Raw genomic sequence first — 18,559 nt, 5'->3', positions numbered from 1 at the left:
CGCCGATCCAGCCGGCCACTGCAGTGCAAAGACCCATCCCGTCCCCGATGGCCACCACGGCATCGCCCAAGCGCCACGGGCGATGGGCCGCCGCACTGATGATCGCCCTGGGCATTGCCGGCATCAACCTCGCCGTCTGGGCGCTGTTTCATGGGCAGATCCAAGCGCCCGACCACGGCGGGCCGGTCGCCGGGTTCTCCTACAGCGGCGCCGACCGCTGGGAAAGCCCGATCGAGGGAGAGCGCCCGTCGGCCACCGACCTGGACCGGGACCTGGCGCTGCTGTCGCGCCACACGCAGCGCATCCGCACCTATACCGCGGCCGCCCATCCGGAGTTGCCTGCGATCGCCAGCAAGCACGGCCTGCAGGTGATGCTGGGCGCGTGGCTGAATGAAAGGCTGGACGGCAACCAGCGCGAACTCGCCGCCGCCATCGACCTTGCCCGCTCGCATCCGAACGTCCATCGGCTGATCGTGGGCAATGAAACGCAGTTGAAGGCCGCGTTGCCGCCCAACCGCCTCGTCGCCTATCTCGACCAGGTTCGCTTGGCGCTGCGCGGCACGGCGGTCCAGGTGTCGACCGCCGAACCCTGGCATGTCTGGCTGGCTCAGCCGCAGTTGGCCCAGCACGTGGACTTCATCGCCATCCACGTGCTGCCCTACTGGGAGAAGGAATCCATAGACGCCGCCGTGGAAACCAGCCTGAAGCAGGTCGCACGGGTGCAGGCCCGCTTCCCGGAGCGCAAGGTCGTGATCGCCGAAATCGGCTGGCCCAGCAACGGCCCGACCCTGGGCAAGGCCCGCGCCACGGCGGCGAACCAGGCGTTCTTCGTCCGCAACTTCCTGCAGCGGGCTACTTCGCTGGGACTCGACTACTACCTGATCGAGGCCTTCGATCAGCCGTGGAAGATGTCCACCGAAGGGCGCGCCGGCGCGTATTGGGGCCTGTGGGATGCCTGGCGCCAGCCCAAGTTCGACCTGAGCGGACCGGTAGTCAAAGACCCGCGTTGGCGGCACAAGGCCAGGGCGGCCAGTGTGCTGGGCGCGGCGATGATGCTGGCCTTCCTGCTGGCCGTGCCGCGGATGCGGCTGGCGGGGCGGATCACGTTCTGCGCGATCGCCCAGGCCGTCGTCTCGGCGGGCGTCATCCTGGTGTCCATCCCGCTGGCCCACTACCTGACGCTGACCGACGTCTTCGGACTCGTGCTGGTGGTGGCCGCCCTCGCCTTCATCAGCGCCACCCTGCTGGCGCAGGCATTCGAATTCTCCGAGCGCTTCTGGCCGGACGGGCCGGGAGACGTCGCGCCGGCAGCGGAATATTCCCCCGCAGCGCCACCCTTCATCAGCATCCATATGGCATGCGCCAACGAGCCGCCCGGGATGGTCATCGAAAGCGTCGAATCCCTGCTGGCCATCGACTGGCCTGCCTTCGAGGTGATCGTGGTGGACAACAACACCAGCGACCCGGACGCGCGCGAAAAGCTGGCGGCCTGGATGGCTGCCCGGCGGGATTCGCGGCTGCGCTTCGCCCAATGGGTGCAACTGCCCGGCTACAAGGCCGGTGCCCTGAACCAGGCCCTGGCGCTCACCGACCCGGCGGCGCAGTGGATCGCGGTGGTGGATGCCGACTACGTGGTCGATCCGCAGTGGTTCCGTCAGGTGCAGAACCATTTCCAGGATCCTGCGGTTGGCCTGGTTCAGGCGCCGCAAGCCCATCGGCACTGGTCTGCGCGTCGCTTCGACAGGATGATGAACTGGGAGACCGAAGGCTTCTTCCGCATCGGCATGCACCACCGGGACGAGCGCAATGCCATCATCCAGCACGGCACGATGACGCTGGTGCGGGCCGCCGATCTGCGTCGCCTCGGATGGAACGAAGACTGCATCTGCGAGGATACCGAACTCGGACTGCGCCTGCTGCAGTCAGGCTATCGGGCGGTCTACGTCGACCGCCAGCTCGGGACCGGCCTGCTGCCGAGGGATTTTTCGGCCTACACCCGGCAAAGGAAACGCTGGGCGCAGGGCGCGACGCAGATTTTCCGGCTGCACGCCGGTTCGCTGCTGGGCCGCTCGCGCCTGACGCTTGCCCAGCGCTACCACTTTCTGGCCGGCTGGCTGCCATGGCTGGGCGACACGCTGCATTTCCTGTTCACCATCATCGTGATCGCCTTCAGCCTGGGCATGGTCTACCTGCCGACTACCGTCGAGCCGCCACTGTGGCTGTTCGTGTTGCCGCTGATCGCCTTCTTCGCCGCCCGGCTGCTGATCGGCCCGCTGCTCTATACACGGTGCGTGCCCTGCGGCCTGGCCGACCGCCTGGGTGCGGCGGTCGCCGGCATGGCCCTGTCGCACCGCATCGCGCGCGGCGTGCTGCAGGGTCTGCGTAGCCACCGGGCGGTGTTCGAGATCACGCAGAAAGCATCCGCCGCCGCCGACCAGGATGTGGCCGCGGCGGCGGACGCCGCACCGGAAGCGCCAGATTCCGGACCGCGCTTCGTGCGGGGCATCAAGGAAGAGTTCGCGTTGCTCGTCGGCCTGGTGTTCTGCATATGCCTGCTGGCGCTGAGTCGCAGCCCGGACGACACGGGGCGACTGGGCTGGATCGCCATCCTGGCGATCCAGTCGCTGCCCTATTGCGCCGCAGTCGTCTGTCGGCTTGTCGAATCGAGGATTTCGCGTCCATCGCGGATAAACTGCCTGCCGTTCTCTCGGATCGAATGAAATAGCCATGGCCGGTGCCAGCCTGCTTGCGCTGCTCGATGATATCGCCACCATCCTCGACGATGTGGCGCTGATGACCAAGGTCGCGGCGAAGAAGACCGCCGGCGTGCTCGGCGACGACCTGGCGCTGAATGCCCAGCAGGTCGCCGGCGTGCGCGCCGAGCGCGAGCTGCCGGTGGTCTGGGCGGTCGGCGTCGGTTCGCTGAAGAACAAGGCGATCCTGGTGCCCGCGGCGCTGGCGATCAGCGCCCTGCTGCCGGCGGCGATCACGCCGCTGCTGATGCTGGGCGGCGTGTTCCTCTGCTTCGAGGGCGTCGAAAAGCTTGCCCACAAGTGGCTGCACCCGGCCGCGGAGGATGCCGCCCATCACGCCGAGCAGATCGCCCTGCTGGCCGATCCGGCAATCGACCTGGTGGCCATGGAGGCCGACAAGATCAAGGGCGCGATCCGCACCGACTTCATCCTGTCGGCCGAGATCATCGTCATTACCCTGGGCACCGTCGCCGACAAGCCCTTTGCGTTCCAGGTCGCCGTGCTGTCAGGCATCGGCGTGCTGATGACGATCGGCGTCTATGGCCTGGTTGCGGGGATCGTCAAGCTGGACGATGCCGGCGCCTGGCTGCTGGAGCGTGGCGGCCGCGCACAGGCCGCGGTCGGCCGCGCCCTGCTGCTCGCGGCGCCGAAGTTGATGAAGGCGCTGACCGTGATCGGCACCGCGGCGATGTTCATGGTCGGCGGCGGCATCCTGATGCACGGCATGCCGGGCAGCCACGATGTCCTGCACCACCTCGATGCCGCGTTGCGCGCCGTGGCGGGCATCGGCGGCCTGCTCGCCGCCGTGGTGCCGACCCTGCTCGACATCCTGCTCGGAGTGGTGGCCGGTGCGCTGGCGCTGGCGGTGGTGAAGCTGGTCGCGCGCCTGCGCGGCGCCGGTGCGCACTGAGCACGCGGCGGGCCGCCGTCCTCAGTCGCGTTTGCGGCCCCGGACCACGAACAGCGGATCGGCGAAATCACGCACCGTGATGTAGCGATCGTCGGCCGGGCGCGCCGCGCCGCGCAGCGACTCGGTATGCAGGTCGGTAAAGCCGGCCTGGTAAAGCAGGCTCAGCACCAGGCCCATGCGCTCGAAGGCGTGCAGCCGGGACCAGACCGCGATGGCCCGGGTCGGAAACCAGCGGTCGGAAAAGGCCACGGCAAACACGCCGCCGGGACGCAGCACGCGCAGCACATCGGCGACCACCGCAGCCGGTCGCAGCAGGTACTCGATCGATGCGGTATTGAGCACGGCGTCAAAGCCGGCGTCGGGCCAGGGCAGGACGGCGCTGGCGTTCAGGTCCTGCACCACGCGTTCCGTCAGGCGCGGGTTGGCGGCGAGTTCTTCCGCGTTCATGCCGAGCCCGGCCACTTCCAGCCCGGCCGGCGCCGGCGGCAGGTGGCTGTCGACGCCGGCCATCAGGTCGAGCACGCGCATGCCGGGCTGCAGCAGGCGGCCGTAGAGGGCCGCGAGCTCGGCCCGGCAGCGGGCGTCGAGGTGTTGCGTCAGGCGTGGCCGGGCGTAGAAGGCGATGTCGCTTGCCGCGTCGGACCGGTCGAAGGCTCCGGGCGTGAAGTAGGCGAGCGCGGGCGCCGCGGGCAGACGCTGCATGCCGGGTCCGGCAAACAGTTCTTCGAGCCGCAGCGCGGGTGCCGCCGGCGCCGCTGCGGGCGCGAGGATCATGCGAGCTTGGGCGGCGGCCAGCGGATGGTTGGGGTCAAGCTGCAGCGTGCCGTCATCCGCAAGCTCCGCCAGCCGCACGGGGCGCATGTCGCGCGGGCTGCCCGGCGCCCGGCCGAAGATTCCGCGCGGGTAATGGCGGCCGACGGCAAGCTCGGCCGGCAGCCGCAAGCCGGCCCGCGCCAGCGCGAGATTCGGCTGCCCGCAGGGCTGGCACAAGGGCGCCGGGTCAAGCGCGGCGGTGTCGCCGCGCAGCACGTCCTCGCCCGCCGCCCGCCAGCGGTCATCGGCCTGCAGCGCCGGGGGCCTTACCAACAGGCGATCGACATGGGCCGCCTGATCGCTGTGCCATTCCAGGCGCGCCTCGATGGCGACGACGGCGGTTGCGTCCACCGTCGGGCTCAGCCAAAAGTCGGCGCCTGCGACACGGCGCGGCACCGCGTCCGGCAGCGCATGTCAGGCGCGGCCCATGCGCTGCAGGAAACGCATCGGCGCGCCCAGCAGCGGCAGCTTGGCATACAGCTCTTCGGCGGTGTCCCAGTAGTCGCGGTGCAGCACGACCTTGCCGGCGGCATCGAAGCGCAGGTGGCTGGCGCCGCGCACGCGGATCGCCTGCGGCCGCCGGCCGCGGGTGCGGAAGTGGAAGTCCCACAGCAGCATCACGCCATCCTCGCCGCTGAAGCGGCTGTCGATCACGAAGCGCGGTTCATCGACCTGGGTGAACATGTGGCCGAAGATGCGGGCGATGGCCTCCGTGCCGCGCACCTCGTTGAAGGGATCCTTGAACTCGGCGTTTGCGGCGTAGAAGTCCGGCACGCGGTCGACCGTTGCCGGGCTCAGGTGTTCGAACCAGTCGATCAACTCTTGCAGGTGGTTCATGGCGGTCACAACCGGGTGAAGCGCCTTACCAGCGCGAAGTAAACACCGTAGGGCAGCAGGCGCAGCAGCTTGAGCCAGTGCGTGAAGCGGCGTGGAAAGTGAATCTCGAAACTGCCGCGGCCGAAGCCGGCGATGATTTCTTCGGCGGCCTGTTGCGGACTGATCAGCGCCGGCATTTCGAAATCGTTGGCGGCGGTCATCGGCGTCGCGACGAAGCCCGGGTTGATGAGGAAGACCGACAGGCCGCGCGGCGCGAGGTCGAGGTACAGGGTTTCGGCGAAGTTGCTCAGCGCCGCCTTGGTCGGGCCGTAGGCCGCCGCCTTGGGTAGACCGCGATAGCCGGCGACGCTGGAAACGAAGGCGAGCGCGCCGCTGCCCTGTTTCAGCAGGGTCGGAATCAGCCGCGCCGCCGCCGCCATCGGCGCGCGCAGGTTGATGTCGAGCACGCGGTCAATGTCGTTGGCGTCGAGCTGCCAGGCGCGCATCGGCGCATAGGCGCCGGCGCAGAAGACCACCAGGTCGATGCCGCCCCAGGCCTTGAACAGATCGTCGCAGGCACGACCGAGCGCGGCGCGGTCGTTGAGGTCGAAGGCCAGCACGCGAGCTTCGTCATGCCCGGCAACCAGCGCCTGCAGTTCCTTGGCGCGCCGCGCCGAAACGGCGACATGTGCGCCCCGCTGCAACAGTTGCGTCGCCAGCGCGGCGCCGATGCCCGACGAGGCGCCGATGATCCAGACGCGCTGCGCGGTCCAGTCGCGGATGGGCTGGTTCACGGTGTCCTGCGCTTGAGCGAGAGCGTGACCTCGCCCAGGGCGAAGCCGTACTTGCTCATCAGCGAACGGTTGAGCATGACCTGGTCGTCGACCAGGAACATCCAGTCGTCGAAATCGACGTTGATGGTCTTGCCGTCGACGTTGAGCGCCAGCACGTAGCGCCAGCGCAGCGCGTTGCCGGCGGTCTCGCCCAGCGCCTCGCCGACCACGTCGCCGGCGGTGCCGATGAAACGCCCGTTGCCCGTGTCGCGCAGGGTCCACACGCGGCGCGGCGGATTGCCGCCGCCTTCGCCGTCGGACCAGGTGAAGCGCTCGTCCAGCGTGCCGGTGTCGCCCTGCCACTTCGCCTCGATCACGACATGGAAGCGCTTGATCACCTTGCCCGAGCGGTCCTGGAACATGCCCCAGCCGTCCAGCGTGCCGGAGAAGAATTTGCGCAGGTCGAGTTGCGGCTTCTCGGCGCGGTACTGCTCGACGTCGATGCTGGCGCAACCGCCGAGGAAGACGGCGGCGAGCAGCACGATGCCGAGCCGGCGCAGTGTTTTCATCATGATGTCCTTCCTTCGAAATGATGCTGCCAGCGCCACAGCAGCAGCAGGGAAACCACCTTGATCGCGGCCGGCAGCAGGGCGTAGGTGGCGGCCAGGGCGAACAGCCCCTGATTCGCCGTATCGCCGGCGCCGACTTTGTAGCCGAACAGGGCGACCAGCGGCAGGGCGATGCCGGCGGCCAGCGCGAGGTTGAATTTGTTCACGAAATTCCAGACGCCGAAATACGCACCGGCCCCGGCGGCAGCCCGCCCCTTGCGTCTTCCGTCCGCCAGCAGGTCGGCCAGCAGGGCCGGCGGCAGCGCCAGTTCGGCGCCGAGCGCGGCGCCGCTGGCGGCGCAGATCAGGGCGAAGGCGAGGCCGTCGCCGGGTCCGAGCAGGAAGGCCCAGACGAAGCTGGCGATCGCCAGCACCATGCTCGCCAGCCAGGTGCGCACCTTGCCGTAGCGGCGGGCAAGCGCCACCCAGCCCGGCAGGGCGAGGCCGCCACAGACGAAGTAGATGACGAGGAACAGGCCCTGCCACTCCTGAAGTTGCAGCACGTCGGCGATGAAGAACAGCACCAGCGTCGCCGGGATCGCCGAGGCGATGCCGCCAACGGCGAGTACGGTGAGCAGGCGGCGGAAGCGCGGGTCGGCGAACACGGCGGAGAGCGGCAGGCCTTGCTGCGTCGTGCCGGCCGCTGCGTTTGCCGGCGGCGCGCCGGCGAAGGTGGCCAGCGCGGCCAGCGCCAGAATCGGAATGAAGACCCAGCCCAGGTGCTGCATCGCCGTGGCGACATCCTTGGCCAGCAGCGACGGCAGGGCGGCGGCCACCACCACGCCGCCCAGCGCGAACATTTCGCGCGCGGCGGTAACGCGTACCCGCTCCTGCGGGGTTTCGCCGATCTCGGCGCCCCAGGCGTGATAGTTGATGGTGGCCAGGCTGAAGCCGATGAAGGTCAACGCCAGGGTCAGCACCAGCCATGTCGTGCCGCCGTCCGCGGGCGGCGCCAGCAGCGCCGCCAGGCCGAGGCCGAGCAGGGGCAGCGCGATCAGGATCAGCCGCCGCCGGTTGCCGAGGCGATCGCTCCACTGTCCCAGCAGCGGATCGATCAGGGCGTCGGCGAAGCGCGTCAGCAGCAGCACGGCGCCGACCAGCGCCAGCGGCAGGCCGACGCTGTCGGCATACAGGTTGGGAACATGGACGTACAAGGGCAGGGCGGCGAAGGCCAGCGGAAAGCCGAGCGCGCCATAAGCCACCATCTGCCGCGTCGGCATCGCGGCGGCGGACATCATCCGGCTCCCAGAAGGTTCGCGCGCAGCCCCGGTTCGCGGGTGCGCGGGTCGAGCCAGATGGCAAAGAAGGCGCGGGCGAATTCGACGTCCTCGATGCGCCCGGTGAGCCTGCCCTGGTGGTAGAACTCGGCGCCGCGCTGCGGCAGGTGCAGGCCGTGGATCACCTCGCCCTCGCGCACGTCGGGAAACACGCGCTCCAGCTCGAGCTTCCAGCGCGCCAGGCGGGCATCGTCGGCGCTGCCCAGGCGCTGCATTTCCTCGATGCTGGCCTGCACCAGGCGCGCCGAGGGAATGTCGCGCGCATAGCGTAGTTCCAGCGCATAGGGCTGGGCGGCCTGCCAGCGCCCTTCAGGCGCCCACAGGCTGGCCTGGTAGAGGCGGAAACCGAACCAGCGCATTTCACCCTGGCCCTGGATGCGCCAGTCCGGCGGCAGCACCGCCGCCGCGCCGCCGGCGAGCAGCAGCAGGCCGAGGCCGACAAGGTATCGACGCAGGGCGGTCTTCATGCGCGCGGCTTTTCCAGCAGGAAGTGATAGACGTCGATGGCGCCGGAACGGAAGCCGGCCTCGCAGTAGGCGAGGTAGAAGCGCCACAGGCGGCGGAAGCGCTCGTCGAAACCCTGCACGGCGATCTGCGGCCAGGCGGCCTCGAAATCACCATGCCAGTGGGCCAGGGTGCGCGTGTAGTCGATGCCGAAGGCATGGCGGTCGAGCACGGAAAAGTCGGCGCTGGCGGCACGGCGTTCGAAGACCGCGGGCGAAGGCAGCATGCCGCCGGGGAAGATGTGGCGCTGGATGAAGTCGGTGCCGCGCCGGTAGGCGCCAAAACGTTCGTTGGCGATGGTGATGGTCTGCACCGCGGCACGCCCGCCCGGCTTCAGGCAGTTATTCAACTGAGCGAAGTAGCCCGGCCAGAAGCGCTCGCCGACCGCCTCGAACATTTCGATGGAGACGATGTGGTCGTACCGGCCGCGCACATCGCGGTAGTCGGTCAGCGAAAAGTCGGCGAGGTCGGCAAAGCCCTTCTGCTGCGCGCGCGCCCGCGACCACTCCAGTTGCGAAGGCGACAGCGTGATGCCATGCACACGGCAGCCGAACTCGGTGGTGGCGATCTCCGCCAGCCCGCCCCAGCCGCAGCCGACTTCGAGGATCGTGTCGCCCGGTTTCGGCTCGAGCATCTCCAGCAGACGCAGGTACTTCTGGCGTTGCGCCTGCTGCAGCGACTGCTGCGGATCGGTGCCGAACAGCGCCGACGAATAGCTCATCGACGGGTCGAGCCAGAGCTTGTAGAAGTCGTTGCCGAGGTCGTAGTGGGCGAGGATGTTGCGCTTCGAGCCGGCGCGGGTGTTGCTGCGCAGCAGGTGGCGCAGGCGGTGGCCGAGGACCGGTAGCCAGCTGCCATGCACCGCGCGCGCCAGCTGGGCGCGATTCTCGGCGAGCAGGGTCAGCAGTTCGGCGGGGTGGTCGCTGTGCCAGTCGCCGGCTATCCAGCTCTCGCCGAAGCCGATGTCGCCTTCGGCCAGCACGCGGCGGAACACGCGTTCATCGTTGACTTCCAGCGTCGCGCGCTCGGCGCCGTGGCCGAGCATGATGTGCTGGCCATCGGGCAGGATCAGGCGCAGGCTGCCGCCCTCGATGTTCTGCAGCAGCTTGATCGCGGTGCGCGTCGCGGGTGCCAGTGCTGAAGGCACGGCGGCGGGGCGTTGCCGCGACAGGGGAAGGGAATTCGAAACCAGGGTGTTCATCGGGTTGTCTCCTGCAGGGGAGGTTGCGGGCGGGAATGGAAGACGGCGCGTTTCAGCCAGAGCTGTGCGGCCTGCCAGTGGATGCGCCAGACGACGGCGAGGGTCAAGAGCGGCTGGCGCAGCAGCGCGCGCCGCGCGGCGGGGGCGGCCAGCGCCTGCGGCGCACCTTGCAGCGAGGTGGCCAGCACGCGCTCGCCATCGAGCCAGTAGTCGAGCACGACCAGGCGGCGTTCGGCACTCAGGTCGAAGCGGAAGCGGTACTCGCCGGCCACCGGAAAGAAGGGCGAGACGTGGAAGATCTTGCGCGCCGTCAGCGTGTCGGCGGACGTGATCGGGCGCTGGTCGGCATGGGCGACCAGGTAGTTGTGATGGTCGCCAAAGGTGTTGCGGACTTCCGCCAGCACCGCGCGCAGGGCGCCGGAGCGGTCATGGCAGAACCAGAAGCTGACCGGATTGAAGACGAAGCCGAAGATGCGCGGAAAAGTTTGCAGCACCACCTCACCGTCGGCTGCGGTGATGCCCTCGGCGGCGAGCAGCCGGCGGATCCACGGCTCCGGCGGCGAGCCGTCGCGCGCGCCGTGGTCGCGGAAACGCAGCGAGAGCGGCCGCGCTCGCTCGACGCCGAACCAGCGGTTGCCGGCGTCCTGCAACTGCGACAGCGGCAGGGCGAGGAAGAACAGCGGATAGACGAAGCGGTGCGCGGCGGGGCTTTGCCCTGCGGCGAAGCGCGCGTGCATCACGCTGCCGGTGCAGAGTTCGGGTTTCATGCCGCGCTTTCGAGCCCTGCCGGGGCGGACTGCCAGGGCGCGCGGCAGCCGAGACGGTCCGCCACCGCCAGCGCGGAGTTAAGGCCGTCTTCATGGAAACCGTAGCCACCCCAGGCGCCGCAAAACCACAGGCGTTCGACGCCCTGGATGGCATCGAGCTGCGCCTGGGCGCCGATTGCCGCCTGGTCGAAGATCGGATGGTCGTAATCCCAGTCGCCGATCACTTTCGCCGGGTCGGGTTCGACATGCGGGTTGAGCGAGACGATGACCGGTGTTTGCGTCGGTAGCGGCTGCAGCCGGTTGATCAGGTAGGAGACGCTGACAGGCTGTTGGCCGCCACTGCGTTCGCCGGACATGTAGTTCCAGGCCGACCAGACACGCTCGTCGCGCGGCAGCAGGGCGGCATCGGTATGCAGCACGGCGCGGTTGGGCTGATAGCGGATGGCGCCGAGGATGTGGCGCTCTGCCGGGGTGGCCGCGCCGCCGAGCAGGGCCAGCGCCTGGTCGCTGTGGCAGGCCAGCACCACTTCGTCGAAGCGTTCGCATTCGCCGCCGGGCAGGCCCAACCAGACGCCGTCGGCGTCGCGCAGCACCGATTTCACCGGGCTTGCCAGGCGCACGTCGTCCAGTTCCGCGACGATGCGCTCGACATACTCGCGGCCGCCGCCACGCACCGTCTGCCACTGCGGCCGGTCGAAGATCTGCAGCAGGCCGTGGTTGCGGGCGAAGCGGACGAAGGTGGTCAGCGGGTAGCCGAGCATGGCTTGCGTCGGGCAGGACCAGATCGCGGCGGCCATCGGCAGCAGGTACCAGTCGCGAAATTCGGCGCTGTAGCCGTGTTCTGCGAGGTAGTCGCCCAGTGTTACCTCAGGCAAAGCTCCCGCTGTTTCACGGTTGAAGCGCAGGGTGTCCTGCAGCATGCGCCAGAAGCCTGTGCGCGCCAGGTTGCGCTTTTGCGCGAACAGCGTGGCGACGCTGGAGCCCGCCCACTCCAGGTCGGGTTCCACCATGCTGACCGCGAACGACATGTCGCTGGCGACGGTGTCGACCTTCAGTTCGCGGAACAGCGCGGTCAGGTTCGGGTAGGTGCGATGGTTGAATACCAGGAAGCCGGTGTCCACCGGAAAGCGCGTACCGGCCAGGTCCACGTCGACGGTGTGCGTGTGGCCCCCGAGGTAGTCGCCGGCTTCGAACAGGGTGACTTCGTGATGCTGCTTGAGCAGCCAGGCTGCGGCGAGACCGGAGATGCCGGCGCCGACGACGGCGATTTTCATGTCTTGCTCCGTGTGTTTTCAGGTCGGGTGGCGCGTACGCGGGACCGCTCGGGCAGGCGTGCGGCGGCGCGCAGCAGCAGGGCGGTGAGGGCGAGGCCGAGCAGGAAGTCAAACATTGCGTCCCTCGATCAGCGCGTAGGCGGAATGGTTGTGAATCGATTCGAAGTTTTCCGATGCCACGGACCACTCGGCAATGCGCCGGTCGCCGCGCAGGCGCAGGGCGATGTCGCGCACCAGGTCCTCGACGAACTTGGGGTTGTCGTAGGCGCGCTCGGTGACCCATTTTTCGTCGGGGCGCTTCAACAGGCCGAACACTTCGCAGGAGGCCTCGTCCTCGGCGATGCGCACCAGCTGCTCCAGGCTCATGTCTTCCAGCAAGCGCACCCGCAGCGTCAGGTGCGAGCGCTGGTTGTGCGCGCCGTAATCGGAGATTTCCTTGGAGCAGGGGCACAGGCTGGTCGCCGCGGCGGTGACCTCGAGTTCGGTTTCGATCGGGCCGCCCTCGTCGCGCCACACCGTGATCGCGGCATCGAGGTCGAGCAGGCTGGAGACCTTCGAGACCGGCGCCTGCTTGCGGATGAAATAGGGGAACTTCATCTCGATGCGACCGGAATTGGCCTGCAGGTGCAGCAGGGTTTCCTGCAACAGGCGGCGGAGGTCGGCGAGGCTCAGCGCCGCGCGCGGGCGCTCGAGGATCTCGACGAAGCGCGACATGTGCGTGCCCTTGACCTCGGGCGGCAGGCCGACGCTCATGGTCAGCGTGGCGACCGTGGGATGGGCCTCGCCTGCGGCATCGAGCAGGGTCATCGGATAGCGCAGGCCCTTGACCCCGACCTGCTGGATCGCCAGTTGGCGGTGGTCGCGGCTGGACTGGATGTCGGGCATGAAAAATCTTTCGGGTGCATTCACGGCGTTCTCCTCGGTTGGGCGTGGTAGGGGTTTCAGGGCTTTTCCGCCAGGCGGCGCTCGATCTGCGCGATCAGGCGGCGGTCGTCGGGTGCGGTGCGGGTGTCGAAGCTCTCGACCGTGTTGCCGTTGCGGTCGATCAGGTACTTGTGAAAGTTCCACTTCGGCGCGGCCCCGCTCTTGGCGATCAACTGCTTGTAGAAGGGGTGGGTTTTCGGCGCCGCGATGTCGGTCTTGGCCATCATCGGAAACTTGATGCCGTAGGTCATGCGGCAGAAGTCGGCGATCTCCTTGTTGCTGCCCGGTTCCTGTTCACCGAAATCGTTGGACGGAAAGCCGACCACCACCAGGCCGCGACTCTTGTATTTGTCGTAGACAGTTTCGAGGCCTTCATACTGGGCGGTGAACCCGCAGAAGCTTGCCGTGTTGACCACCAGGAGCACCTTGCCCTGGTACTGGCATAGCGACTGCGGGGCGCTGTTCTGCAGGCGCTGGAAGCTGTGGTCAAGCAGGGCCGGGCAGTTCGCGGCAGCAGCGGGCAGCGCGGCGGCGAGTCCGGCAGCGGTCAGGAGCAGCATGGCCAAGCTTTTCATGTTCATTATTTTGTCCTGGACAAATCAATAATTCGGACGTAAGATACGGCCTGAAATTTCTCTTGTCAACCACTTTGTCTTGGACATAAAATAATTTCATGGACAACACCCCGCCTGAAATCACGGCCAGCCCGGCGCAGGGAATCGGCATTGCCGCCGTCGAACGCGACACCGGACTCGGCAAGGACACCCTGCGCGTCTGGGAGCGGCGCTACGGCTTCCCGCAGCCCTTGCGCGATGCGTTCGGCGAACGCGTCTATCCGGCCGAGCAGGTAGAGCACCTGCGCCTGATCAAGCGCCTGATGGATCAGGGCCAGCGCCCCGGCGCCCTGCTGCGCCAGCCGATGGCGGCATTGACCGAGAGGCTGGCGGCATCCCCCGAAAAAGTCGGCGCTGGCGACACGGCGGAGTGGATCGTGCCCCTGCTCAAGGCGCGCGACATAGACACGTTGCGCGCCGAGCTGTCGCAGCGTCTGGCGCGCGACGGCCTCGAGCGCTTCGTCATCGAGACCGTGCCGGCGCTCAACCTGCGCATCGGCGACGGCTGGATGAGCGGGGAAATCGCGATTTTCGAGGAACACCTATACACGGAACTGGTGCAGAACCTGCTGCGCTCGGCGACCCATGGACTGGGCGGCCGCGGCACGCGACCGCAGGTGCTGCTGACCACGGTGAAGGACGAGGAGCACCTGCTCGGCCTGCTGATGGCCGAGGCGCTGCTCGCCGCCAACGGCGCCTTTGCCGTGTCGCTCGGCGCGCAAACCCCGATTGCCGATATCGCCGGCGCGGCGCGGGGAACCCATGCCGACATCGTCGCCCTTTCATTTTCAGCCGCCTATCCCTGGCGCAAGGCGCGCGATGCGCTGGTGGAACTGCGTGCCGCGCTGCCGGCCGCCACCGGACTCTGGGCCGGCGGCGCCGGCCTTGCCGGCCGCGGCCGCAGCGTCGCCGGCGTGCGCGTGATCGGCGCGCTGAGCGACGTAGCCCCGGCGCTGGCCGAATGGCACGCTGCGCATCCGCAGCGCAGCAGGCACTGAGTCGGCCGGTCTGGCGGCGGCAATCAGGTTCGACGCGGACTTCCATTCGTCCCCTCACGAAGTAGTTGACTGTTTTTATCAAGTTAAGTAAATTGCCGCCATCCCAAGGGGGAGTAGCTCTCCGCCGCGGCGTCGTCAATACGGAAATCCTTGTCGCTGAAGGATTCCCCGGCGCCCCGGGTGCTTGTCGCAAGGCAGGTACGAGCAAGACCTTTGCCGCGATGGCGGAGGTTCCCTTGTCGAAAACACGGCCCTTCGTCCTCGCTGGATAAAGGGCCGTTTCGTTTGCAGCGGGAGCTGCGGAGGGAACGGCGAACCGGGTCTGACAAGGAGAGCATGGAATGGAAACAATCGGTACGTGGTGGATGTGGGCGGGATTCCTCGCCATCGTCCTGGTGATGCTGGCGATCGACCTGTTCGTGGTCGGCGGTGGCAAGCAGCACAAGGTATCGTTTCGCGAGGCCGCCACCTGGTCGGCGATCTGGGTCTCCGTATCATTCCTCTTCGCCGCGGCGCTCTGGTGGCATCTGGACGGCAGCGCTGGGCGCGAAGTCGCCAACCAGAAGTCGCTCGAATTCGTGACCGGCTACCTGATCGAGAAATCGCTGGCGATCGACAACGTTTTCGTCTGGCTGATGCTGTTCTCGTTTTTCGGCATCCCGCTGGAATTGCAGAAACGCGTGCTGGTGCTCGGCGTGCTCGGCGCCATCGTGTTGCGCACGGTGATGATCTTCGCCGGCGCCTGGCTGATCACGCAGTTCCACTGGATGCTCTACATCTTCGGCGCCTTCCTACTGGTCACCGGCATCAAGATGTGGTGGTTCGCCGAGGAAAAGCCCGACATGGCGAACAACCCGCTGATCCGCTGGCTGCGGGGCCACATGAAGATCAGCGACGAACTCCACGGCGAGAGGTTCTTCGTCTGGAAGGACGGCGTGCGCTACGCGACGCCCCTGTTCCTGACCCTAATTCTGGTCGAGATCTCGGACCTGATCTTCGCCGTCGATTCGATCCCGGCGATTTTCGCCATCACCGCCGATCCCTTCATCGTCCTGACCTCGAACGTCTTCGCCATCCTCGGCCTGCGCGCGATGTACTTCCTGCTGGCCGACATGGCCGACCGCTTCTCGCTGCTCAAGTACGGCCTCGCGGCGGTGCTGGTGTTCATCGGCGTCAAGATGCTGCTGATCGACCTCTACAAGATCCCGATCGGCTTCTCGCTGGCCGTGGTCGCCACCTTCATCGGCATTTCGATCGGGATGTCGCTGCGCAAGGAAAGGCTGGAACCTTCAGCCGCCGCCGCCAGGCGCGAATGAGGGGTCGCCTTGGAAGGCTTTCATTCATGGGATAACGCCGGACTCGCGCTGGCGCACGCCGCTCGAACACCGTGGCTTGACGGCGTGTTCGCCGCCGTCACCTGGTTCGGTTCGCTGGTGGTGCTGCTGCCGCTGGTGCTGCTGCTCTGGTGGCGGCGGCGTGGCGACAGGAGCGCGGCCTTTGTCGCGCTGGCCCTGATCGGCGCGTCCGCGCTCGGGCATCTGGTCAAGCTGGTCGCGGCGCGGCCGCGGCCCGACCTGTTTCCGTCCTTGATTGCCATGCCCGAGGACTGGAGCTTCCCCAGCGCCCATGCGGCGCAGGTCACCGCCTTTGCCCTGGCCTGGCTGCTGCGGCCGGGAGCGGCGCCGGGGCGGATCGAGATCGCCGTCCTTCTCGCCGTCGTGACCGTAGTCATTGCGTCGCGGCTCTACCTGCAAGTTCACTTTCCGAGCGATGTCGCCGCCGGCGCCCTGCTGGCGACCCTTTGGGTCCTGCTGTTGCGTCGTCTGCCGGCATGGCGGGAGACGTCACGATGAGACACAAGTTTCTCGGCACCGGCGACGCCGGCTACCACCCGCTGCGCAAGGTCCGCACCGTTTTTTCCGGGCTGCGCTATGCCGTGCTCTACGACTGGTCGGTGACCTACAAACTGATCGCTTCGGTGGTGGTGCTGGCGGTTGCCTTCGGCGCCCGTGCCTGGGTCGATTTCCTGCTGATCCTGGTGGTGACCGCCTTCGTCCTGGTCGCCGAAATCTTCAACAGCGCGATCGAGGCGCTGTGCGATTTCGTCGAGACGCGCCACAACGAGAAGATCAAGGTCATCAAGGACATCGCCGCTGCCGGCGTCGGCATCGCGATCTTCGTCTGGATCATCGTGCTCGGCGTAGAGTTGAGCCGATTGCTCGATCTTGCGCTGCCATGATGTCCGTTCTCATTCCAGCAGCGAGGCAATGCCGCCGGCTTGGATCGCCTCGACGGCCGGGTGCTGGATCCGCCGCTGGGTGACAATGGCATACCAGTCCTCGCGCACGTCGGCCAGCGTGCCGAGCGGGCGGGCGCCGAACTGCGCCAGGATGTCGGCATGCATCCCGGACGGTGCCGGAAACAGGCCGAGCCCGGCCCGGCCAAAGGTTTTGAGCAGGGCGCTGTCGGAAAACTCGCCGACGACCTCGGGCTTCAGGTTGTGCCGCGCGAACCAGGCATCGATGGCGCCACGCAGGGGATTGCTGCGTACCGGCAGCAGCACCGGCGCCCCGTTCAAGCGCTGCGGAAAGTCGGCGGCATATCGGTCGTGCAGGCCATCGGCGGCGTACAGGTCGATGCCGACCGTGCCCAGCAGTCGCGACTGAAGCTTGAGATGGGCGTCGGTCGGCGCTGAGCGATCGGTCAGGACCAGGTCGAGCCGGTTCAGCGCCAGTTCGGCCAGCAGGTGGTCTACATTGCCTTCGATGCATTCCAGGCGCATCGACAGCGGCGCCTGCAGCACCGGCTGCAGCAGGCGGTAGGCGACCAGCTTGGGTACCGCCTCGCTGAGGCCCACGGCGAAGCGCCGGCGTCCCGATGCGTGGTCGGCCACGGCATGGCGCAGCCGCTCGCCGAGCAGGAATATCTGATCGGCATAGTCGAGCGCGGCACGGCCGGCCTCGGTCAGCGCCAGCGAGCGGCCCTGCGGCGCGAACAGCGCCTGGCCCAGCTGCTGTTCGAGCAGGCCGAGCTGGGTGCTGATGGTCTGTACCGAGAGATTCAGGCGCTCCGCCGCACGGGTGATGCTGCCTTCCTTGGCAACCGCCCAGAAGTACAGCAGGTGGCGGAAATTGAGTTGGTCCGGGGTCATCGACTGTTCCAGTAAATGGGATCATTCTATCCATAATTATCCATTTATTGGAAGCCCAGGTTTCTCTACAGTGCGCTTCATACGCAGCAAGCCTGCTGCGGAGGATCAACCCACCAAGGAGACGGCACATGATTACCCTCAACGATTGCAAGGCATTTTGCACTGTCGATCCGGCGACTGTGGCGCGCGTGGCGCGGCATGAGCGGCTGCCGGAAATACTGGCGATCGCCTGCGCCCAGAGTCGCGTCTCGAAATCCCGGCGCCTGAAAGCCCGCCAGCCGATGCTTGCCGTGCACGCTGCCGCGCTGTCGCAGCGCCTGGCGGCCTGAGGAGCGAGACGCCATGATGACCCTACAAGCCAGGGAAAGCTTCTCCCCGATCAACTACCCGGGCCGCCCCTTGCGGTCCTACCCGACCGATAGCCCGCGCGCCAAGGCTCGCCTGGTGGTCTTGGCACTGTTGGCCGACGGCCGGATGGATGCTGCCGAACTGGACGGCCTCGCGAAAAACCGGGCCTTTGCCGAACTGGGCGTTACGCGCGAAGCCTTCTTCGAGGTGCTCTACGAATTCTGCGCCGACGCAACGGGATTGCCCGACGGCCGGGGCAACTACCTGCTGTCGCCGGCGCTCCTGGAAACGCTGTTCGCCGAGGTCGGCAGCGTCGCGGAGCGCCAGAAACTGGTGCGCCTGATATTCGACGTCATCCGCAGTGACGGCCACCTGGCCGACGGCGAGGCGCGTCTGATCTGGCATGCGCTCGATACCTGGCGCCTGCGGCTGGACGACGGCATCGAATACCGCCCGCGCGTGGCGGCCTTCAGGCAACGGGGCCGTCAGCGCCAGACGGAATTCAAGGCAATGTCGGGCCGGGGTTGAGCATTGATAGCCCCGCACTATCGAAGCAATAGTTGACTGATTCTGTCGACATTAATATCCTGAAATTGTCGCAACCATGGAGTTACCCATCATGAACACCCTGAACGAACTTTGTGCCATTGCAGAACGTAGCGGATCGGCGAGCTTCCCGCTCCGTCAGGCTTGCGCGCGTCCGCGCTCGGCTGCCGACCAGCGGCCGTTGCCGGTGCCGAGCAGCGAGTCGGCATTCGACTCGTCATGGGAGGCGGTGATGCCCGAGGCGGTGGCTTCCCGCCCCGCCAAATAAGCCGGGGAGCTAAG

21 protein-coding genes are annotated in these 18,559 nt (G+C 67.4%); 9 read left to right on the top strand and 12 right to left on the bottom strand.

Going from position 1 to position 18,559, the window contains the following annotated elements; genetic code table 11:
- The first annotated feature begins 23 nt into the window (after positions 1-23).
- On the top strand, positions 24-2,720 hold the full coding sequence (locus J0M27_RS11525; protein WP_294991507.1) for a glycosyltransferase: 2,697 nt from the start codon (positions 24-26) through the stop codon (positions 2,718-2,720).
- Between the two features lie 7 nt (positions 2,721-2,727).
- Positions 2,728-3,663 (top strand): DUF808 domain-containing protein, encoded by a 936-nt coding sequence (locus J0M27_RS11520; protein ID WP_294991504.1) that lies wholly within the window; start codon positions 2,728-2,730, stop codon positions 3,661-3,663.
- Between the two features lie 21 nt (positions 3,664-3,684).
- On the opposite strand, the gene J0M27_RS11515 is transcribed toward J0M27_RS11520, so the two are convergent.
- The 11 genes from J0M27_RS11515 to J0M27_RS11465 form a co-directional block, all read right to left on the bottom strand.
- Positions 3,685-4,827 (bottom strand): methyltransferase domain-containing protein, encoded by a 1,143-nt coding sequence (locus tag J0M27_RS11515; protein WP_294991501.1) that lies wholly within the window; start codon positions 4,825-4,827, stop codon positions 3,685-3,687.
- Positions 4,828-4,890: 63 nt separating this feature from the next.
- Positions 4,891-5,313: a nuclear transport factor 2 family protein gene (locus J0M27_RS11510; protein WP_294991498.1), complete on the bottom strand. Its 423-nt coding sequence runs from the start codon at positions 5,311-5,313 to the stop codon at positions 4,891-4,893.
- Between the two features lie 5 nt (positions 5,314-5,318).
- Positions 5,319-6,086: an SDR family NAD(P)-dependent oxidoreductase gene (locus J0M27_RS11505; protein ID WP_294991495.1), complete on the bottom strand. Its 768-nt coding sequence runs from the start codon at positions 6,084-6,086 to the stop codon at positions 5,319-5,321.
- A complete protein-coding gene (locus J0M27_RS11500) occupies positions 6,083-6,637 on the bottom strand; it encodes a DUF3833 domain-containing protein (protein ID WP_294991493.1) in 555 nt (184 codons plus the stop codon). Before J0M27_RS11500 ends, J0M27_RS11505 begins: the two co-directional genes overlap by 4 nt.
- The gene (locus tag J0M27_RS11495; RefSeq protein WP_294991490.1) at positions 6,634-7,908 is read right to left on the bottom strand and encodes an MFS transporter; all 1,275 of its coding nucleotides are present in this window, start codon (positions 7,906-7,908) and stop codon (positions 6,634-6,636) included. The genes J0M27_RS11500 and J0M27_RS11495 overlap by 4 nt, the downstream gene beginning before the upstream one ends.
- Complete coding sequence (locus J0M27_RS11490; RefSeq protein ID WP_294991488.1) at positions 7,908-8,417, bottom strand: chalcone isomerase family protein; 510 nt, start codon at positions 8,415-8,417, stop codon at positions 7,908-7,910. Before J0M27_RS11490 ends, J0M27_RS11495 begins: the two co-directional genes overlap by 1 nt.
- Positions 8,414-9,655, bottom strand: coding sequence for a cyclopropane-fatty-acyl-phospholipid synthase family protein (locus J0M27_RS11485; RefSeq protein ID WP_294991485.1), 1,242 nt, complete (start codon positions 9,653-9,655; stop codon positions 8,414-8,416). The genes J0M27_RS11490 and J0M27_RS11485 overlap by 4 nt, the downstream gene beginning before the upstream one ends.
- Positions 9,652-10,422 (bottom strand): DUF1365 domain-containing protein, encoded by a 771-nt coding sequence (locus J0M27_RS11480; protein ID WP_294991482.1) that lies wholly within the window; start codon positions 10,420-10,422, stop codon positions 9,652-9,654. The genes J0M27_RS11485 and J0M27_RS11480 overlap by 4 nt, the downstream gene beginning before the upstream one ends.
- Entirely contained in the window at positions 10,419-11,696 is a 1,278-nt protein-coding gene (locus J0M27_RS11475; protein WP_294991479.1) for an FAD-dependent oxidoreductase, read from the bottom strand. The genes J0M27_RS11480 and J0M27_RS11475 overlap by 4 nt, the downstream gene beginning before the upstream one ends.
- A gap of 108 nt (positions 11,697-11,804) precedes the next feature.
- Positions 11,805-12,605: a GTP cyclohydrolase FolE2 gene (gene folE2, locus J0M27_RS11470; protein ID WP_365962631.1), complete on the bottom strand. Its 801-nt coding sequence runs from the start codon at positions 12,603-12,605 to the stop codon at positions 11,805-11,807.
- Between the two features lie 32 nt (positions 12,606-12,637).
- The gene (locus J0M27_RS11465) at positions 12,638-13,201 is read right to left on the bottom strand and encodes a glutathione peroxidase (RefSeq protein WP_294991476.1); all 564 of its coding nucleotides are present in this window, start codon (positions 13,199-13,201) and stop codon (positions 12,638-12,640) included.
- A gap of 92 nt (positions 13,202-13,293) precedes the next feature.
- On the opposite strand from J0M27_RS11465, the gene J0M27_RS11460 reads away from it, so the two are divergent.
- The 4 genes from J0M27_RS11460 to J0M27_RS11445 all read left to right on the top strand — a co-directional run bounded on the left by J0M27_RS11460 (position 13,294) and on the right by J0M27_RS11445 (position 16,471).
- Complete coding sequence (locus J0M27_RS11460; RefSeq protein ID WP_294991473.1) at positions 13,294-14,232, top strand: MerR family transcriptional regulator; 939 nt, start codon at positions 13,294-13,296, stop codon at positions 14,230-14,232.
- A gap of 341 nt (positions 14,233-14,573) precedes the next feature.
- Entirely contained in the window at positions 14,574-15,548 is a 975-nt protein-coding gene (locus tag J0M27_RS11455; RefSeq protein ID WP_294991470.1) for a TerC family protein, read from the top strand.
- 9 nt (positions 15,549-15,557) lie between these two features.
- Entirely contained in the window at positions 15,558-16,085 is a 528-nt protein-coding gene (locus tag J0M27_RS11450; protein ID WP_294991468.1) for a phosphatase PAP2 family protein, read from the top strand.
- The gene (locus tag J0M27_RS11445) at positions 16,082-16,471 is read left to right on the top strand and encodes a diacylglycerol kinase (protein ID WP_294991465.1); all 390 of its coding nucleotides are present in this window, start codon (positions 16,082-16,084) and stop codon (positions 16,469-16,471) included. Before J0M27_RS11450 ends, J0M27_RS11445 begins: the two co-directional genes overlap by 4 nt.
- Positions 16,472-16,480: 9 nt before the next feature.
- Here J0M27_RS11445 and J0M27_RS11440 read toward each other — a convergent pair whose 3' ends face one another.
- Positions 16,481-17,383 (bottom strand): LysR family transcriptional regulator, encoded by a 903-nt coding sequence (locus tag J0M27_RS11440; protein WP_294991462.1) that lies wholly within the window; start codon positions 17,381-17,383, stop codon positions 16,481-16,483.
- Positions 17,384-17,511: 128 nt separating this feature from the next.
- Here J0M27_RS11440 and J0M27_RS11435 point away from each other — a divergent pair, with 128 nt between their 5' ends.
- The 3 genes from J0M27_RS11435 to J0M27_RS11425 all read left to right on the top strand — a co-directional run bounded on the left by J0M27_RS11435 (position 17,512) and on the right by J0M27_RS11425 (position 18,545).
- Entirely contained in the window at positions 17,512-17,712 is a 201-nt protein-coding gene (locus J0M27_RS11435) for a hypothetical protein (RefSeq protein ID WP_294991460.1), read from the top strand.
- A gap of 13 nt (positions 17,713-17,725) precedes the next feature.
- Positions 17,726-18,259, top strand: coding sequence for a hypothetical protein (locus J0M27_RS11430; RefSeq protein ID WP_294991458.1), 534 nt, complete (start codon positions 17,726-17,728; stop codon positions 18,257-18,259).
- Between the two features lie 91 nt (positions 18,260-18,350).
- Positions 18,351-18,545 carry a hypothetical protein gene (locus tag J0M27_RS11425; RefSeq protein WP_294991455.1) on the top strand — a complete coding sequence of 65 codons (195 nt, stop codon included), beginning with the start codon at positions 18,351-18,353 and terminating at the stop codon, positions 18,543-18,545.
- The last annotated feature ends 14 nt before the right edge of the window (positions 18,546-18,559 follow it).

Source organism: Sulfuritalea sp., from assembly GCF_017302275.1.
In the GTDB taxonomy this organism is placed as follows: Bacteria; Pseudomonadota; Gammaproteobacteria; order Burkholderiales; family Rhodocyclaceae; genus Sulfuritalea.
Note: the sequence above shows the minus strand (reverse complement) of the source record. Positions and strands in the feature narration are given on the sequence as shown.

What these genes read in the sequence shown, in the direction of transcription:
- J0M27_RS11510 (WP_294991498.1), bottom strand. Translation starts at nt 5,313, where the DNA reads ATGAACCACCTGCAAGAGTTGATCGACTGGTTCGAACACCTGAGCCCG.
- J0M27_RS11435 (WP_294991460.1), top strand. Translation starts at nt 17,512, where the DNA reads ATGATTACCCTCAACGATTGCAAGGCATTTTGCACTGTCGATCCGGCG.
- J0M27_RS11495 (WP_294991490.1), bottom strand. Translation starts at nt 7,908, where the DNA reads ATGTCCGCCGCCGCGATGCCGACGCGGCAGATGGTGGCTTATGGCGCG.
- J0M27_RS11455 (WP_294991470.1), top strand. Translation starts at nt 14,574, where the DNA reads ATGGAAACAATCGGTACGTGGTGGATGTGGGCGGGATTCCTCGCCATC.
- J0M27_RS11485 (WP_294991485.1), bottom strand. Translation starts at nt 9,655, where the DNA reads ATGAACACCCTGGTTTCGAATTCCCTTCCCCTGTCGCGGCAACGCCCC.
- J0M27_RS11460 (WP_294991473.1), top strand. Translation starts at nt 13,294, where the DNA reads ATGGACAACACCCCGCCTGAAATCACGGCCAGCCCGGCGCAGGGAATC.
- J0M27_RS11430 (WP_294991458.1), top strand. Translation starts at nt 17,726, where the DNA reads ATGATGACCCTACAAGCCAGGGAAAGCTTCTCCCCGATCAACTACCCG.
- J0M27_RS11440 (WP_294991462.1), bottom strand. Translation starts at nt 17,383, where the DNA reads ATGACCCCGGACCAACTCAATTTCCGCCACCTGCTGTACTTCTGGGCG.
- J0M27_RS11490 (WP_294991488.1), bottom strand. Translation starts at nt 8,417, where the DNA reads ATGAAGACCGCCCTGCGTCGATACCTTGTCGGCCTCGGCCTGCTGCTG.
- J0M27_RS11425 (WP_294991455.1), top strand. Translation starts at nt 18,351, where the DNA reads ATGAACACCCTGAACGAACTTTGTGCCATTGCAGAACGTAGCGGATCG.
- J0M27_RS11500 (WP_294991493.1), bottom strand. Translation starts at nt 6,637, where the DNA reads ATGATGAAAACACTGCGCCGGCTCGGCATCGTGCTGCTCGCCGCCGTC.
- J0M27_RS11465 (WP_294991476.1), bottom strand. Translation starts at nt 13,201, where the DNA reads ATGAACATGAAAAGCTTGGCCATGCTGCTCCTGACCGCTGCCGGACTC.
- J0M27_RS11520 (WP_294991504.1), top strand. Translation starts at nt 2,728, where the DNA reads ATGGCCGGTGCCAGCCTGCTTGCGCTGCTCGATGATATCGCCACCATC.
- J0M27_RS11480 (WP_294991482.1), bottom strand. Translation starts at nt 10,422, where the DNA reads ATGAAACCCGAACTCTGCACCGGCAGCGTGATGCACGCGCGCTTCGCC.
- J0M27_RS11475 (WP_294991479.1), bottom strand. Translation starts at nt 11,696, where the DNA reads ATGAAAATCGCCGTCGTCGGCGCCGGCATCTCCGGTCTCGCCGCAGCC.
- J0M27_RS11445 (WP_294991465.1), top strand. Translation starts at nt 16,082, where the DNA reads ATGAGACACAAGTTTCTCGGCACCGGCGACGCCGGCTACCACCCGCTG.